This window comes from Thalassobius sp. Cn5-15, from assembly GCF_022347685.1.
Taxonomy (GTDB): domain Bacteria; phylum Pseudomonadota; class Alphaproteobacteria; order Rhodobacterales; family Rhodobacteraceae; genus Thalassobius.
The window spans coordinates 52,000-69,143 of record NZ_JAKRGF010000009.1 but is presented as its reverse complement, the minus strand read 5'-3'; the positions used below and the strand labels follow the sequence as shown (position 1 = coordinate 69,143).

The following is a 17,144-nucleotide window of genomic DNA, read 5'->3' as shown; positions in this document are numbered from 1 at the left end:
AGACTTAGGAGATGGCTGATGTGTGGCCTCGCAGGTTTTTGGGATCACTTATCTCCCACTGAAGCACAAAAAGTTGCTCTAAATATGAGCGATCGAATTGAACACCGAGGTCCTGATGGGTTTGGAATTTGGAATGATGAAGCCGCTCATCTAACACTCATGCATCGCCGGTTGGCAATCCTCGATCTATCTTCTTCGGGCGCACAGCCCATGCATTCTGCATCTCAGCGGTATGTGCTTGCATTCAATGGTGAAATTTACAACCATCTAGAAATGCGCAGCGATCTGGAGCTGTTAGGTGCAGCCCCTCAGTGGCAAGGTCATTCTGACACAGAGACGCTCTTAGCCGCACTAGAATACTGGGGTATCAAAGAAACCCTGCAGCGCCTAAATGGCATGTTCGCATTCGCGTTTTGGGATAAAAAAATGCGCAAGTTGGTGCTGGCGCGTGATCGCGCGGGGGAGAAACCACTTTATTATGGCCGCTGTGGTAAAGCCTTCCTATTTACGTCCGAACTCAAAGCACTTACGGCACACCCAGAATGGCAAGGGGATATCGATCGCACTGCGCTACATCTGTACTTGCGATATAGCTACGTCCCCTGCCCCAAAAGCATTTATGTAGGTATCAATAAACTACCGCCGGCTCACTACATAGAAATTGAAGAAAACGGTCACAATATTAGCGAGCCTACTGCTTATTGGGATTTGGAGGCTGTCGCGACACAGCCTCGGGTCTATGACGCAGCCCAGCCAGAAGAAGCCATCGACGCACTTGATCGCCTTCTCGAGAAGGCGGTACGTAGCCGCATGAGTGCAGACGTTCCTCTTGGTGCCTTGTTATCAGGTGGATATGATTCCTCGACAGTTGCCGCATACATGCAAAGGCAAAGCTCGCAAGATATCAAAACGTTTTCTATTGGTTTCAATGAAGCTGGATACAATGAAGCTGAGCATGCCAAAGCAGTTGCAACACACCTAGGTACGGATCACACAGAGCTATATGTATCCACACAGGATGCTTTAAATGTAATACCCAAACTTCCTCATATCTATGATGAACCATTTGCGGACCCTTCTCAGATACCTACGTATCTTGTGTGTGAGATGGCGCGTAAAAGTGTGACAGTATGCCTGTCTGGAGACGGAGGAGATGAACTTTTTTGTGGATACAACCGTCACGCGATGGGATTTGATATCTTTCAAAAGATGAAAAAACTGCCGTATCCAATACGCGTAGCGATCGGCAAAATGATGGGACGCGTGCCACCCTCCATGCTAGAAGCCGCGCAACACATCCTTCCCAAAGCCACCCGTGTTCAAAACATTTCAGAACGCCTACCAAAATTACTAAAGGTACTCTCTTGTGCTGATGGGCAGGAATTTTATGATTCACTGATATCACAATCAGTGAACACGGTTGATTTGCTGCAACCACACCCAGATCTCAGCTCTGCAAAGTTGACATTCAACACTCATCTCCTTGATCAAGTTAGCGACATGCGTGATCAAATGATGCTTATGGATATCCAGACATACCTGCATGACGACGTGTTAACAAAGGTCGACCGCGCGAGCATGGCTGTTAATCTGGAAGCCCGAGTTCCACTCCTTGATCACAGATTGATAGAGTTTGCCTGGCAAGTACCTGTAGGCCTAAAGTATCGCGACAAAACAGGGAAGTGGTTGTTGCGCCAAGCTTTGCACCGCCATGTTCCCAAAGAGATCATGGAACGGCCCAAAATGGGGTTTGGCGTTCCAGTTTCCACGTGGTTACGCGGCCCTCTCCGGGACTGGGCCGAACAGCTACTCGATCCCAAGTCTATGCAACAGGAGGGTTTTCTAAATCCGACAGCTGTGCAGGACATTTGGCGAAAGCACCTCAATGGGACAGAGGGCTTGCAATACACTCTCTGGAACATTTTGATGTTCCAAGCTTGGATGCGTAACATGCATGCCTCATAGCTTTGATCGGGCTTAAAAGGTGAAAGACTTAGTTTATGTGGACCTACTGGATGTTACTGGCTGTGCCAGCAACAGCAATTTTGTTGCCAATTCGACTAAATGAAAACGGTCGATTTATCGCACTGTTCCTGTTCTCACTCCTATTGGTGCTCGTCATCGGTCTGCGACACGAAGTCGGGGGGGATTGGTCAACATACCTTGAGCACCAATTGTTAATTGAAAAACTACCCCTTGCAGCGGCTGCCGCATTTGGGGATCCAGGCTATTATGTATTCAGCTGGATTTCTGGCAGACTGGGAGGAGGAATTTATCTAACAAACACATTCTGCGCTATTATTTTCACGCTGGGTGTTTTCTGCTTTTCAAAATCTCAACCACTTCCTTGGGTCGCTCTCTTTGTCGCGATACCTTACTTGGTCATCGTTGTTGCGATGGGGTACACACGCCAATCCGCAGCAATTGGTTTAGCCCTTATTGGTCTGACTTACCTTCAGCGCGGGCAAATCCTGAAATTTGTAGCCTGTATTATTCTGGGTGCCTTGTTTCACAAAACAGCCGTAGTCCTGCTACCAATCGCAGGGTTAACTGCAACCAAAGGACGGTTTTGGAACGCGCTATGGGTTTTCGCCATGCTCGCAATTGCCGGAAGTCAACTTTTACTCGGCCAACTTAACAGCCTGTGGGGACTATATGTTGCCGGAGGAATGACATCCGAAGGTGGAAACATTCGGATTTTTATGAATCTCATTCCAGCGACATTATATTTACTGTTTTATAAAGCTATGAGGTTAGAGCTACAGGTACAGCGCCTTTGGTATTGGATGGCGCTCACATCTATCGCATGTTTCTGCCTCGTCTTCTTGTCATCAACACTTGCAGACCGGATATCTCTATATTTTCTACCCATCCAAATGTTTGTCTTTACACACATTTATGTAATTCTAAAATCGCCACTAGAGCGTGCGGCGCTTCTAGTGGCGATTTTAGGGTATTACTTTTTGGTGCAATGGGTCTGGCTCACCATGGCAAACCACTCTTCATACTGGATCCCATATCAAATTATTTGGAACTAAGGTAGTCAGAGGTGGTCTCGGAAATTTGGGCCAGTCGTTAAGGTGGATCGCATGAAGAAAGTGACGATCCAAAATGAAGAAAAGAAAGAACCATTCGCCTGAGTTCAAAGCCAAGGTTGCGCTTGAAGCGATCCGCGAGGAGATGACGCTGGCGGAACTGTCCAAGAAATATGGCGTTCACCCTACGCAGATTGGAACGTGGAAGCGGACAGCGATAGAGAACATGTGACCTGCCCCCCGAAACTTCCCTCGTTCTGATGCAGAGTTTGCTCAACCTATTGAAGGAGCAAACGAATGCGAAAGAGCCGTTTCACGGAAGCCCAAATCATTGGGATGATCAAAGAGCAGGAAGCCGGGGTGCCGACAGCTGAGGTGTGCCGGAAGCACGGCCTCAGTCAGGGCACGTTCTACAAATACAAGTCGAAGTTTGGCGGCATGGAGGTGTCCGATGTCGCGAAGCTGAAGGCGATGGAGGACGAAAACGCCAGGCTCAAGCGCTTGCTGGCAGATACGATGCTGGACAACGCTGTTCTGAAGGAACTTTTGGGAAAGAACTAACGACGCCGAATGAGCGGCGAGAGGCAGCGCTCAGGGCGATGCGGGATCATGACATCTCACAGGGCCGGGCCTGCCGACTTGTCGGTGTCGATCCGAAGACGGTCCGGCGTGAACGCCCGCCGGATAATCCTGAGATTCGCAAGGAGATGAAAGCGGTTGCCGCCCAACGTCGCCGGTTTGGCTATCGGCGGATCGGGGTGATGCTGGAGCGCAAAGGACTGATCATGAACCATAAGAAGCTCTATCGGCTTTACACGGAGGAGAAGCTGGGCGTCAGGCGGCGACGGGGCCGTAAACGGGGCCGTGGCTCGCGAACGCCGATGCCAGAGGCGCTGAGGCCGGGCGAGCGCTGGTCATTGGACTTCCTGTCCGACACGTTCGGGGCTTCGCGCCGGTTCCGCATTCTGGCGGTGAACGATGATTGTTGCCGCGAGAACCTGTGCCTGATGGCCGACACCAGCATATCCGGCGCCCGTGTTGCCCGGGAACTGGATGCGCTCGTCCGGCTCTATGGCAAACCGGCCAGCATTGTCTCTGACAACGGCACCGAGTTCACCAGTCGGGCAATCCTGAAGTGGGCCAACGACAACGGCGTGGATTGGCACTACATCGACCCGGGCAAGCCGCAGCAGAATGCCTTCATCGAGTCATTCAATGGTAGCCTGCGAGATGAGCTTCTTAACGAGGAGATGTTCGACAGCCTTGAAGATGCGCGTCGAAAACTGGCGCTCTGGCGCTACGACTACAACAACGTCAGGCCGCACTCATCGCTCGGGAACCAAACACCCGCAGAAGCGCGCCGGACGCTTGAGCAATTTGAGGGCTCCGCGCCCGGCGCGCTTGCCCAATCCGACCACGAAGAATATGAAAACCAGACCCGCAGACTCTCGTTATGAATGAGGAAGCTTCGGGGGGCAGGTCAGGCACCGTGTACGACGGTTGATGCGACTTATGAGGCTGGTGCCGATTTACCAGGAGCCAAATACCAGCAAGAAGCATCCCCAGCATAAGATCTGGCCATACCTGCTGCGCAATATGGTGATTGATCGCCCCAACCAGGTCTGGTGCGCAGACATTACCTACATACCGATGCGGCGTGGCTTCCTGTATTTGGTCGCCATCATGGACTGGTACAGCCGCAAGGTTTTGTCCTGGCGTCTGTCCAACAGTATGGATGCGGACTTCTGCGTGGAGGCTTTGAAAGAGGCCATTGCCAAGCACGGTGCGCCGGAAATCTTTAACAGCGACCAAGGCAGCCAGTTCACCAGCGGCGCATGGATCGACGTGCTGACAGACGCAAAGATCAAGATCAGCATGGATGGCAAGGGAGCCTGGCGCGACAATCGCATGATTGAGCGTCTGTGGCGATCCCTGAAGTATGAATGCGTGTATCTGAACGCCTTTGAAACAGGCTCCGACGCGCGGGCCGGGATCGGAAAGTGGATGACATATGACAACTCCGAACGTCCACACTCGACGCACGGCTTGTTGACCCCGGATGAGGCCTATGCCAGCAAAACACAGCCAATGAGAATAGCAGCCTAAATGAAACCCTGATCCATCTTAAAACGGCTGCAAACTGGTCTAAAATCTAGGACCACCTCTGTTGCAACAGAGCCCGAAAAAGCAGAGGCGGGCTTTGCCGCCTCCGCCAAATCCCAACTCAGCTCATCAAGGACCAAACGGATACAGCCACCATGAGCACGGCCATGACAATGGTCACGATCCTCATGGTCCGGCCATTGCCCAGCACCCGCAGCATGCTTTCGCCGACGAAGGCCCAGAGGCTGTGAAACACCAGACCGCCCAGCATGAAACCGACCACCAGAAACAGCAATTTCTGCGAGATATCCATGTTGGTATCGGTCAGGAACAGCCCGTAGGCAGACACCCCCATCGCCCAGGTTTTCGGACTGAGAGGATGAATCCACAGCCCTTCCCAGAACGAGGGCGGGCGCACGTCGCCGTTTTCCTTGATCGTCATCAGGACGATGCGCCAGGCCAGATAGATCATGTAGGCAAGGCTGGCATAGGTAAAGACAGTCTGCAGCGGCCCCCCGGCGGACATGATGGCACCGAGGCCGAGCGCGATCAAAACGTTCACGGGCACGTTGCCGATCTGTGCCGCGATGATGATCGGGAAGGCAGCCTTGAAACCGCGGCTTGATCCGATGGCCAGGAATGTCAGGTTTCCAGGGCCGGGTGTGCCGGTCATGATGCAGACGAAGACGGCAAAGGCCGACAAGGTGGGAAAGTCCATGTATGCTCCTATTGGGTGGTGGCGAGTGGTCGGCGCGCATCGGCAGCAGGTTGCGATGCAAACAGCGCTGCAATACCAGGGTCCGACAATGTTTGAGAGAGGGACCGAACAAACCGGTCCACGATTTCCCCCAGATCGGCGTCCGTCGCCACAAATGGCGGTGCAAAGAGCACGTGATTACCGGACACGCCGTCAATTGTACCCGCCGCCGGATAGGTCAGCAGGCCGTTTTCAAGTGCAACGTCCTTGATGCGCGCCGAAAACTTGCTGGCGTCCGTGCCGCTCAGGGTGGCCTTGGTGTCACGGTCTTTGACAATCTCGACGCCCAGAAACAGCCCCATGCCGCGAATGTCGCCGACATGATCGTGTGCGCCAAGCGCGTCGCCCAGCATCGCGCGCAGCAACTGACCCTTGCGATCCGCCGCGGCGACGAGACCGTCATCGACAATCGTGCGCTGCACTTCGAGTGCCACACGGCTGGCAAAGGCCTGATACATGTGGGTCTGGGCATGCACCAACCGAGCCGAGCCGCTGGCAATGGTCTGGTGGATGCGGTCGGAAATCATGATCGCGGAAATCGGCTGATACCCCGCAGCGAGACCTTTTCCCAAAGTCACCATATCGGGGCACATGCCGCTGTCTTCATGCGTGAAGTTGCGCCCGACCCGGCCAAGGCCCGACATGACCTCGTCAAAGATCAACAGAACGCCGTGGCGCACACAGATTTCGTGGACCTTGCGCAGATACCCTTCGACCGGTGGCATGGCCCCGGCGGTCGAACCTGTGACCGGCTCTACGAGGAACGCGGCGACGCGATCGGGGCCAAGCTTCTGGATGGTGTCTTCAAGCTCTTGCGCCAAACGGGTGCCATAGGCGTCATCGCTTTCGCCGGGAAGCTTGCCGCGATAGGCGTTGCAGTCAGAGACAAATGTGGTTTGCGGCAGAATGGGTTTGTACATCTCGCGCCGGTCATATTGGCCGGACAGGGCCAGCGTGAACAGCGAATGACCGTGATAGCTTTGACGGCGCGAGATGTAATGCACGCGCTGCGGTTCGCCCCGCTCGCAATGCCATTGATAGGCCAGTTTCAGCGCCAGTTCGACGGCATCTGTGCCGCCCGATTGCAGGATGACCCGGGGCAGACGTGGTTCCAGACTGGCCAGATGGTCGGCCAGTGCCTCGGCCGGATCGGTGATGAAGGTGGCGGAACTGACCCAGGCGACAGAGTCGGCGGTCTCTTTCATGGCGGCGCGGATGCGCGGATGGCGATAGCCAAGGTTGGCCACGCAGGCGCCGCCGCAGCTATCGATGATCGTTTGCCCGTCACGGGTAGTCAGGCGTATGCCCTCGGCCGAGGAGATGTTGATCGGGTCCTTGGCAAGGCTGCGGTAGAAAAGATGGGTCATCCTCTGTTCGCCCGTGCCGCCAGTTGCGCATCCTTTGCGGGTTGGGCCTGAGCGTGTCGCGGTGCGGCGACGGGAACATCCCAGGCGCTGTCGCGCTGGTGGAAACGGCGACCGAACCGGGTTGCTCCGGTCAGGCGGACAAACGCCCAGACCGGCAGAAAAAAAACCATGTACAAAAGAAGAGCGAGCAGTTTCACGGGAAGGTTCCTTTCGGGAATATTCTGGGTATCAATCGAGAGGGATTTCCTCTCGCCAGTTGTCATCGGAGAGGTTTTTCGGCTGGTCGGCTTTCTTCAGGACGCAGGTGCCCAGGACGAGCGTGTCCATCTCTGTCCGCATGAAACAGCGATAGGCATCGGTCGGGGTGCAGACGATCGGTTCGCCGCGCACGTTGAAGGACGTATTGACCACCGCCGGGCAGCCGGTCCTTGCGTGGAACGCACTGAGCAGCGCGGCATAGCGCGGGTTGGTATCCGGGCTGACCGTCTGAACGCGGGCGGAGTAATCCAGATGGGTGATTGCAGGCAGATCCGAGCGGACCTCGTTGATCGAGCCGAGCCCACCCTGAGAAATCGGGTGGCGCCGCCCGGCGGTCACTGGTGCCACGAGCAGCATGTACGGGCTTTCGTCCTTCAGATCAAAACACGCGTCTGCGTGATCGCGTAGCACTGACGGTGCAAACGGGCGGAAGGACTCGCGGTATTTGATCCGCAGGTTCATAGTCTTCTGCATGTCGGTATTACGCGGATCGCCGATTATCGAACGGGCGCCCAACGCACGAGGGCCGAATTCCATGCGACCCTGAAACCAGCCGACGACCTCACCGGCCTCAAGCTGAGCGGCGACCTGGTCATACAGCGCAGGTTCGCCCAGCTCTTCGAAAGGATAGCCGTTTTCGGTCAGGAATGCCCGGATCTGCGCATCGCTGAAATCCGGGCCCAGATAGGCCCCCGCCATCGCATCGCCATTGTCCGAGGTTGGAACCGGCCGGCTGGCGGCCGCCGCGACCTGCGCGTCCAGAGCCGCGCCCAATGCGCATCCCGCATCCCCCGCGGCGGGCTGAATCCAGACCCGGTCGAAAATTTCAGCCTCAATCAATTTGCCATTGGCGACGCAGTTCAGACCTACGCCCCCGGCAATGCAAAGGTTGCGCTCTCCGGTCATCCGCGCGGCAGCTCTGGCCAGCCCCAGCACAGCGTCGTTCGTGACGCTCTGGATCGAGGCCGCCATATCGCAGTGGAACTGGGTCATCTCTGCTTCGGGCTCGCGGATCGGCTGACCGAACAGCTCTTCGAGCGCCTGCCCGACCATGGTCTTGCCTTCCAGGAAGGTGAAATAGTCAAGGTTGAGCGTGAACGAGCCATCCTCTTTCAGCGACACCACGTGATCGAGGATTTTCCGGGCATAGCGCGGCACCCCATATGGTGCCAGCCCCATGAGCTTGTACTCACCGGAATCGACCTTGAACCCGCAGTAATAGGTAAATGCCGAGTACAACAGGCCAAGGGAATGCGGATAGGACACCGAATTCACCAGGCGCAGTTCCGGCCCCTGACCGTGCCAGATGGTGGTTGTGTGCCATTCCCCGACCCCGTCGATACACAGGATTGCCGCGCTCTCGAAAGGCGACGGAAGGAAGGCGGACGCGGCATGTGACCGGTGGTGATCCGTCACCTTGATGTCGGGCGGCGTACCGCGCTGCATCGCCCTGAGTTCCTGCGCGACGACCCGGTCCATGCGGCGTCGTTGCCCCAGCCAGCCGGGCAAGATGTCGGAAAACGTGTCAGCCCCTTTCGGTCCGGCACAGGCAAAACTGCCAAGAGTGCGCCGGAACTTGGCCCCTGAATCCTCGTAGTAGGTGACGCTGGCCAAATCGCTCAGCTCGAGCCCCGAGGTATCCAGACAATAGGCGATGGCGTCCGCCGGAAAGGCGGCGTCGTGGCGGCGGCGGCTGAACCGTTCCTGCTGCGCGGCGGCAACGATGCCGTGTTTATTGACGATAGCGGCGGCCGCATCGTGATAAAAGGCGGATATTCCAAGGTGGTATTGGGTCATGGGTCAGGCGTTCATTCTTGGGGGCACGTGGTGAAGGGCATCAGCGGCTGAAACCGGCTTGCCCGGTGCCTTGCTGCGGGTGGTGAAAAAATCGAGGTTGCCGCAAATCCTTGCGACCGGGTCGAGCGATTCAAATCCGGCGCGCACCCGCGACCAGGTCTTTCGCACTTCGTCCGGATCCTCGATGGCCGAGATGAACAGATCGATCGCATCCGCAGCCCAGGCCGCGTGACCGTCCGACACATTGTCGATGGTATTGTGCAGATCGACGAAGATCGTCGGAAGGTTGTAGTGCTGCAGGAAACGGTGCGCGTTCCGGTAGGTTCCGCCGACGCCCGACAGTTCCATCGCGAGGTTGAGCCCAAGGATTTCGGCTCGGTAACTCGACGGGAATTTTCCGATTGCCAGCCAATAGACCGGCAGCTGGAAACTGTCGTCTCTGAGGTCGGGGTGGTGGGCGAATTCGAGGCTGCCAGTTGGGGGTAGCTCCTTGCCCATCGCGGACAGAACACCGCGGTAAACCTTTGGGTGGTTCATGTCCCACGCGCCGTTGCCCAGTTCATCCCAATAGGTTTTGAACAGCGGAGCCCCGACGCGGCTAGAGGCCAGTGCGATGTCGGTGAAGCCCTGCAACCAAGCCCCGTCGATCAGCGTGAGCGGCGCCAGTTGCACGGATTGTTCGATGACCGCCTCGCGGCTCGGAATTTCGGTTTCGGCGCTTTGTTCGAACCGCGCGGCGTGGTGGTCGTGCGTGTCCAGCAACCATTCGCGCAACAGCCCCGGCTGCCAGTCCACCGGCAAAGAACGGCAGGTCGCGTCGATGCATTTTCGGGCCTTCGCAAGCCAGAATTCGCAGTATTCCGCTGCGAATGCACGGGTCGCGGGCGCCAGTGCCCGGCCTTGAAGCGTGAAATAGGCCTGGCGAATGCCGGTCGGCGTGACACCAAGCGTTGCGTCCCCCTGCCCGATCTCGGAGCGCGGCGCGACGAATGTTGCAGCCAGACGGGCGAGCACCGCGCCGCGGCTGTCGGGATGAGGCCAACTGTCGTCTTGTCCCAGATCGGTGATCCAGTCGCGGATGATCGCGATCTCACCGTCGTTGAACACGCGAAACATCGGGCCGCCATAGTCCAGCATCTGCGTCGCAAATCGCGATTTGTCCGGGTCGCCTTTGCGGATGATGCGGCTTCGGCCCAGCACTTCGAGAAGCGGCAGAGGGTCCTTGCGCGCTTTTGACAGCCAGTCACGCAGTGACTCCCCTTCGAGTTTGAAATTCTCGTGGTAGACGCTCGCTTCTCGGGCCTTGGCCTGCAGGAGCAGCGCCATCGACAGGCGCGGGTCAAGATGCGCAAGGGTCAGGTCGAACAGGGTCCGATCCCATTCGTCAATCAGCGCTAGATATAGGGCAATTCCCGTCGCGCATTGCGCCTGCTGGTCCGGTGTGTCGGCCAGTGCATCTGCAAGCGCCCGTGCGAGTCCAAGTGGCGTTTCACCCGCAGGCAGGCTGTCGGCGGTTTGCGGAATCGCCATGTCCAGCCGTTCCCATTCGGGCGCGCCCAGCACCTCGGCGGCAAAAGACCAGGACGGCAGGCATCCCAATTCACGCTGCGCCAGATCCGCCCCGATCAGCACAGCCCCAAAGGCGTCACTGCGCCGGGACAAGGCAAGGATCGCACCGGGCAAACGGAACAGGCTGTCGTTGATCCGCCTGTCCTGTGCCAGTTCGTGGGGCGGGGCCGCCGCCGCGTCGATCCCGTGCCGCCGGGCGATGGCGCGAAAGGCATCCGCACGCGCGCAGTTGGCGGCCCCCGCCCCGACATCATCGGCCAACAGCGCCATGGCGCTCAATTGTTCGGGCAGCTCGAAGACCCCCGGCGCACTGAGACTGTGCAGTGTCGCTCCAAGCGTTGCCGCCACAGGCGCGCTTTGCTCAAGAACGAAGCGTGCGGCCTTGCGACGCTGCCCTGCGCTTAGCCGCGTGGCAAGGTCCGACCAACGCGCGGTGGACTCCTGGCGCAATGCGGCGACCTCTAGTCCACGGTCCTGATCCGTGTGGACCAGGGACCAGAGGTTCCCGACATCCAAAAAGACCTCTGGATTTATCGAGTACGAAAACAATTCGCGCCACATATGCGCCTCCTGTGTGCCGTTGAACGGGTGCCCGGATGGGTCGCTCAGAACATCGGATAGATGGACGAGTCGTTCTTTTGGGTGGCCTTCTTGCGGCGGAAAAGGCCAAGGATTTTCTTGAACAGGGTCATGGTATTGTTCCTTTCTTTCAGGTGGAAATTGCGTCGAGAACGATCTTCGAAACAAAATCGTGCCCGTCGTCGGTAAAGTGAATGCGGTCGACAAAGATCCATTGCTCGGGGCGCGCCTGACGGGCAATAAGCGGGGCAAGATCGACAAATTTCACGCCCAAAGCTTCGGCGCCCTCGGCAAGCCGGTTTGAATAGCTTTGCGCCGCGTGGGCTTCGAGAATGTCGCCATAGGTTTCGGCAAAGCGGCCGCGCCGCTCCAGTTCAGAAAACAGGATTTCCTCTTCGGGGGAACCGGTCTGACGGACCCAGTTCGACAGCGGCTGCAGCATGAAGACAAGCTTCGCGCCCAGCCCGTCGGCGAACATTTTCCAGCTCGTCAGATTCCGTAGCATTAGGCCTGCGGCATAGTCGATCTGTTCATCCAGCGAGGGCGGTGCTTCGGGCGCGTCCGCCGTGTCTGTGCCGAACCAACGCGAAAAGCGCGAGGGTTTCTTTTGCGCCATGGCATTGAAGAAATCGGGATACATGAAGAACGCGCCATGTTCGCCGCGATACCGTTTGGGCTGGCGCGCAAGGCCAAGGTCGTTGAACCCCGAAAACAGCACGATCTCGTCGACCATTGGCAGTTTGGAGTGGTGCAGCGAGAACAGGATCATTTCCTGCGTGGAATTGAAGCTGCGCCCGCCGAAATTGACCCAGGGGCTTCCGCCCGGGTCGTTTTCTGTCATGCGCGCGGACAGGGTGTGGCCGTCTGTGCTGGCCCCGATGCCAAAGACCGTCGAGCTACCCGCGAGGACGCGCACGCGGCTTTCGCCCTTGAGGTCGGCTACCGAATAGGACCGGTTGCGGGCCTCGGTGTAGCGGAACCCGCTGGCATCGGTATTGACCACCGGCGAGGAAAAGCCGAACGGGTGGAAATACATCAGATAGGGCAGCCAGTTGATATTTCCGTTGTCGGCGAATTCGTCGGAATAGGCCTGCATATGCGGCGTCAGTCTGGTGATGGCATTCATGGTATGGCTCCGGTTCGGAGGGAATTGATCGGTCGTATTCGTGAAAAGGCGCGGGGCTGGGCGCCCCGTTCCGGGGCTCAGCTTTCGGTCATTGCTGCGGCCAGAGTGGCCCGCAAAAGCACGTTGGCGCCCGCCTCGGCCCATTCGACCGAAATCTCTTCGGCCTCGTTATGGGACAGGCCACCGACGCAGGGGCACATGATCATCGTGCTGGGCACCACCCGTGCAAGCCAGCAGGCGTCATGCCCCGCACCCGAAACAAGGTCCATGTGGCTGACACCCAGCCCTTTTGCGGATTGGCGCACGATCGACACCAGTTCGGGATCGAAGGCGACCGGGTTCACCCGCCCCACTGGTTCGATGCTGATGCCAACGTCCAGATCGGCGGCGATCCGGGTCGCCTCGGCCTCGACCTTGGCGTGCAGCATGTCGAGCTTGGCCAGATCGGGAGACCGGACATCGACCGTGAACACGACTTTGCCCGGCAGAACGTTGCGCGAGTTCGGCGAGAAATTGACCTGTCCCACGCTGCCCACCGCGCCCGGCTGGTGCTGCATCGCCAGATCCTGAACCATCTGCATGATCTGGGCCATCGCCAGCGCCGCGTTCGAGCGCATGTTCATCGGGGTCGAACCGGTGTGTGCCTCGCGTCCGGTCAGGGTGATTTCGAGCCAGGAAAAACCCTGACAGTCAGTGACCACGCCGACATTGCGCTGCTCGGCCTCCAGAATCGGGCCTTGCTCGATATGGTATTCCAGATAGGCGCGCATTGGTTGGCTGCCGACCGATTCGGTGCCCATCCAACCGATGCGGCGCAATTCCTCGCCCAAGCTCTTGCCCTGCTCGTCCCGACGATCATGGGCATAGTCCAGGGTATAGGCCCCGGCAAAAACCCCCGAGCCGATCATCGAGGGTACAAAGCGGGCTCCCTCTTCGTTGGTCCAGTTGACGATGCCAACCGGGTGGCGGGTCTGGATGCCCTGTTCGTTCATCACGCGCACCACTTCGAGCGCGGAAAGGACCCCAAGCACGCCATCATAGCGCCCGCCGGTCGGCTGGGTATCCAGATGCGAGCCCATGAACACCGGGTCGGCATCGGGATCGGTGCCGGGCCGCACGGCGAACATGTTGCCCATCTGGTCGATGGTCAGGCTCATACCCTCGGCTTCGCACCAGCTCTGGAACAGACGCCGGACCTCTGCATCGTCATCGGTCAGCGTTTGGCGGTTGCAGCCGCCTGCAACACCTGGGCCGATAAGGGCAAGCTCGTGGATGGCGTTCCAGAGGCGGTCAATCTTGATGTGGGCGGTTTTCGAAATCTGGTCCAACATGTCGGATCCCTGTCAAGGCTATGTGTCGTAATTGAGTGGGCAGCACGGCGAGGGGACGGCGCGTCACATCACCGAAACCGCCGGGCGTTTGGTTGAGATCGAAGCAAGAAAGCGGCCAACAGGCGGCGCGAACTGATCGAAATCGGCAAGAAAGGCGTCATGCCCGCGCAGCGATTCAAGGTGAAGGACTTCGGTCGGGACCTTGCCGCCGTTCAGGCCGTCGACAATGGCCGTCTGCTGCCACACCGGGAACAGGATGTCCGTCTTGGTGCCGATTACCAGGGCCCGTTCCAGGTCAAGCTTCGACAGCGCACGGTGCAGATCGCCGCCCGTCTCGTCGGCCAGGTCGAACCTGTCGATTGCCCGGCTCAGGTACAGGTAGCAGTTGGGATCGTAGTGCCCGACAAAGCCGTTCACCTTGTACCGCAGATAGCCTTCGACCATGAATTCCGGCGCGAAAGCCACGTCCTTGGCGGCAGCCGCCGGGACTGGCTCGATACGGTCCCGAGCAAAGCGTTGCTGCCATTCCTCAGGCGAACGATAAGACAGCATACCCAGCATCCGCGCCTGCGACATGCCGACGTGCACATCGGCCGCGTGCTCGTACAGGCCGCGGCGCCAGGCCGGATCGTTCAGGATCGCCTGACGCTGCAGGGACCGCAGCGCGATGGCATAGGTGGCAGCCCCCGCCGCGCCCGAGATGTTGATATGCGTTCGGGCAATGTCGGGATAGCGGTGCAGCAGCGCAAGGGCGCTCATTCCGCCCATAGAGGTGCCGATCACGCAGCTCAGCTGCCGGACCCCAAGCTGCCGAACAAGGCAGCGCGCCGCTTCGGCGATGTCCTCGATGCTGATCTCTGGGAAATCCAAACGGTACTTGCGCCCTGAACGCGGATTGACAGAGGCCGGGCCGGTCGAACCGAAACAGCCCCCCGGTGCGTTGAAGCAGATCACGAACCAGCGGTTGGTATCCACCGCCTTGCCCGGCCCCACCATTTCCTCCCACCATCCTGGAGAGGTGTCCTCGGGATGAGATGCGATATGGGCGCTGGCGGAAAACCCACCGAATACCAGGATCGCGTTGCTGCCGTCGTCCGCAAGGCGGCCGTGGGTTTCATAGGCGATCCGGGCACTATGCAGGGCGCCGCCGCGTTTCAGGCGGAACCCGTCGGGCAACTCTGCAAAAAGAGTTGCCGCAGGTACGACCTCGCTTGTCCGGTCAGGAGCGTTTATCTTGTTCATCCCGGCCCCACCTCAAATCGCAAGTTCGAGTTCGGGCGTGCTATCGAGCGAGGCCAGCCATTCATCGTCCGACCCTTCAGAGAGGCCGTCGAAGAGGAACGTGGACAGATACCGTTCACCGGTGTCGGGCAGCACCGCCAGCAACACAGAGCCTTCGGGGGCGTCCTGCGCGATCTCAAGCGCGGTGGCGACATTCGCCCCGGAGGAAATGCCCGCAAAGATGCCTTCTTCGACCGACAGCCGCCGCGATGTGTCGCGGGCCACCACTTCGTCGATCTTGCGCAGCTCGCTGACCACGCTCTGATCCATGACGCTGGGCACGAAATTCGGCGCCAGCCCCTGGATCTGATGCGGGTTCCACACACCATCCTGTATGATGGCCGCATTGGACGGCTCGGCGGCGATGATCTTGACCTCGGGACGGGCCCGTTTGAGCATCTGGCCAACGCCGGTCACCGTGCCGCTGGTCCCGAACCCGGCGACGAAATAATCGAGGCGATGATTGGCAAAATCGCTCAGAATCTCGGACGCGGTGGTCATGCGGTGATAGGCCGGGTTGGCCGGGTTGTCGAACTGACGGGCGCGGAACCAGCCATGGCGCTCGGCCAGATCGTCAGCGATCTTGTTGCCGCCGCTGCTGCCCAGATGGCCGGGGAACAGGATCACCTTGCCGCCATAGGCACGGATCAGCTTGCGGCGCTCGATGGAATAGGAATCCCCCATGACGGCGACGAATTTGTAACCGCGCGCGGCCGCCACCATGGAAAAGGCGATGCCGACATTGCCCGAAGTGCATTCGACAATCGTATCGCCCGGCTTGAGTTCGCCGCGCCGCTCGGCGTCGAGCACGACCGCCAGCGCAAGCCGGTCCTTGACGGAACCGCCGGGGTTGAAGGATTCCACCTTGACGTAAACGGATACGTGTTTCGGCGCTATGTGGTTGAGACGGACAATCGGGGTTCTGCCGATGGTGTCGAGGACGGAATTATAAAGAGCCATCTTGAGGTACCTTTTGATTGAGCGGTTCGAGACAAAAAATGGTTGGGATCAGTCCCGTTTAACGGGCGTTGCGGCAACGGCAGAGCGCGATTGCGCACGCGGGAAGATCAGGAAGCCCTGGTTCACGGCGTAACCCGCAAACAGGATCATCATGCCGCCGGCGATCTGCACCAAGTGCATGGCTTTGCCATAGGCGAAGTAATCGACGAGGATCGCCACGACCGGATAGATGTAAGACAACACGGCGATGAGCGGCGTCGGCAGTTTCTTGAAGGCCGAATACATGAGAATGTAGGTCAGGCAGGTATGAAACGCGCCGAGGATCAGAAGGTTGGTCCACTGCGCCTGGGAAAAGCCGCTTGTCGCCTCAAGATTGGCCAGCGGCGCCAGCAACACGACCCCGACAGAAACTTGAATCAACGCGATCAGGTGCGGTTTGATCTCTTTGAGATGCTTCACGATAATCGATACGACCGCGTACAAGATGGCCGCCCCAATCGCCAGCGACACGCCCAGCAATTCCGCCGAGGCAAAGCTGAACTCGCCCATGTCCGGGCCGACGATCAGTACAACACCGGCAAAGGCGATAAGCACCCAGGCCAGCTTGTCCCGGGTCAGCTTGTCCCCCAGGAACAGCACCCCCATCAGAACAAAGAACAATGGCTGCGTGTGGTAAATCACCGTCGAGGTAGAGATCGAGGCAACGTTGAACGACGCGAACAGCATCACCCAGTTGGTGACCAGAAACACGCCGCTCAGCGCTGCGATCAGCAGCGTCTTGCGGGTCAGGCCGGTATTGCGCAGAAATCCCCGCGTATAGCAGTAAAGGGCAAGGAAGATCGCGCCAAACAGGCAGCGAAAGAACACCACGTCATATGGCGCCAGTTGCGACTCTAGAACAAAGTAGCCGACCGTGCCCATGACGATCATGGCCGCGATCATTTCAAGGAGTCCGCGACTCCGTTCAGTTGGAAGTAACAT

13 protein-coding genes and 2 pseudogenes are annotated in these 17,144 nt (G+C 58.4%); 5 read left to right on the top strand and 10 right to left on the bottom strand.

Annotated features, from left to right (window positions below; genetic code table 11):
• Positions 1-18 precede the first annotated feature (18 nt).
• The 5 genes and pseudogenes from asnB to MHM86_RS15755 form a co-directional block, all read left to right on the top strand.
• Positions 19-1,965 carry an asparagine synthase (glutamine-hydrolyzing) gene (gene asnB / locus MHM86_RS15775; protein ID WP_239201242.1) on the top strand — a complete coding sequence of 649 codons (1,947 nt, stop codon included), beginning with the start codon at positions 19-21 and terminating at the stop codon, positions 1,963-1,965.
• A 35-nt stretch (positions 1,966-2,000) separates the two neighbouring features.
• The gene (locus MHM86_RS15770; RefSeq protein ID WP_239201240.1) at positions 2,001-3,038 is read left to right on the top strand and encodes an EpsG family protein; all 1,038 of its coding nucleotides are present in this window, start codon (positions 2,001-2,003) and stop codon (positions 3,036-3,038) included.
• Between the two features lie 73 nt (positions 3,039-3,111).
• Positions 3,112-3,264, top strand: a pseudogene (locus MHM86_RS15765) (transposase); the annotation flags it as partial.
• A 68-nt stretch (positions 3,265-3,332) separates the two neighbouring features.
• Positions 3,333-4,492, top strand: a protein-coding gene (locus MHM86_RS15760) for an IS3 family transposase (protein WP_239201238.1) whose coding sequence is annotated in 2 segments (ribosomal slippage) — positions 3,333-3,582 and positions 3,582-4,492 — 1,161 coding nt in all. Because the reading frame shifts where the segments join, the coding sequence is not laid out codon by codon here.
• Positions 4,493-4,517: 25 nt separating this feature from the next.
• Positions 4,518-5,141: pseudogene (locus MHM86_RS15755) on the top strand (IS3 family transposase); the annotation flags it as partial.
• A gap of 118 nt (positions 5,142-5,259) precedes the next feature.
• Here MHM86_RS15755 and MHM86_RS15750 read toward each other — a convergent pair.
• The 10 genes from MHM86_RS15750 to MHM86_RS15705 all read right to left on the bottom strand — a co-directional run bounded on the left by MHM86_RS15750 (position 5,260) and on the right by MHM86_RS15705 (position 17,144).
• Positions 5,260-5,856, bottom strand: a complete 597-nt coding sequence (locus tag MHM86_RS15750; protein ID WP_239201236.1) for a LysE family translocator — start codon at positions 5,854-5,856, stop codon at positions 5,260-5,262.
• Positions 5,857-5,864: 8 nt separating this feature from the next.
• On the bottom strand, positions 5,865-7,262 hold the full coding sequence (locus MHM86_RS15745) for an aspartate aminotransferase family protein (RefSeq protein ID WP_239201234.1): 1,398 nt from the start codon (positions 7,260-7,262) through the stop codon (positions 5,865-5,867).
• Positions 7,259-7,459 (bottom strand): hypothetical protein, encoded by a 201-nt coding sequence (locus tag MHM86_RS15740; RefSeq protein WP_239201232.1) that lies wholly within the window; start codon positions 7,457-7,459, stop codon positions 7,259-7,261. The genes MHM86_RS15745 and MHM86_RS15740 overlap by 4 nt, the downstream gene beginning before the upstream one ends.
• A gap of 31 nt (positions 7,460-7,490) precedes the next feature.
• Positions 7,491-9,317, bottom strand: coding sequence for a carbamoyltransferase (locus MHM86_RS15735; protein ID WP_239201230.1), 1,827 nt, complete (start codon positions 9,315-9,317; stop codon positions 7,491-7,493).
• Between the two features lie 3 nt (positions 9,318-9,320).
• Complete coding sequence (locus tag MHM86_RS15730) at positions 9,321-11,447, bottom strand: iron-containing redox enzyme family protein (protein WP_239201226.1); 2,127 nt, start codon at positions 11,445-11,447, stop codon at positions 9,321-9,323.
• 148 nt (positions 11,448-11,595) lie between these two features.
• A complete protein-coding gene (locus MHM86_RS15725) occupies positions 11,596-12,591 on the bottom strand; it encodes a GDSL-type esterase/lipase family protein (protein WP_239201224.1) in 996 nt (331 codons plus the stop codon).
• Positions 12,592-12,668: 77 nt separating this feature from the next.
• Entirely contained in the window at positions 12,669-13,922 is a 1,254-nt protein-coding gene (locus MHM86_RS15720; RefSeq protein ID WP_239201222.1) for a Zn-dependent hydrolase, read from the bottom strand.
• Positions 13,923-13,985: 63 nt separating this feature from the next.
• Positions 13,986-15,164: a homoserine O-acetyltransferase gene (locus MHM86_RS15715; protein ID WP_239201220.1), complete on the bottom strand. Its 1,179-nt coding sequence runs from the start codon at positions 15,162-15,164 to the stop codon at positions 13,986-13,988.
• 12 nt (positions 15,165-15,176) lie between these two features.
• On the bottom strand, positions 15,177-16,163 hold the full coding sequence (cysK, locus tag MHM86_RS15710) for a cysteine synthase A (RefSeq protein WP_239201218.1): 987 nt from the start codon (positions 16,161-16,163) through the stop codon (positions 15,177-15,179).
• A 48-nt stretch (positions 16,164-16,211) separates the two neighbouring features.
• Positions 16,212-17,144 (bottom strand): DMT family transporter, encoded by a 933-nt coding sequence (locus MHM86_RS15705; protein ID WP_370644196.1) that lies wholly within the window; start codon positions 17,142-17,144, stop codon positions 16,212-16,214.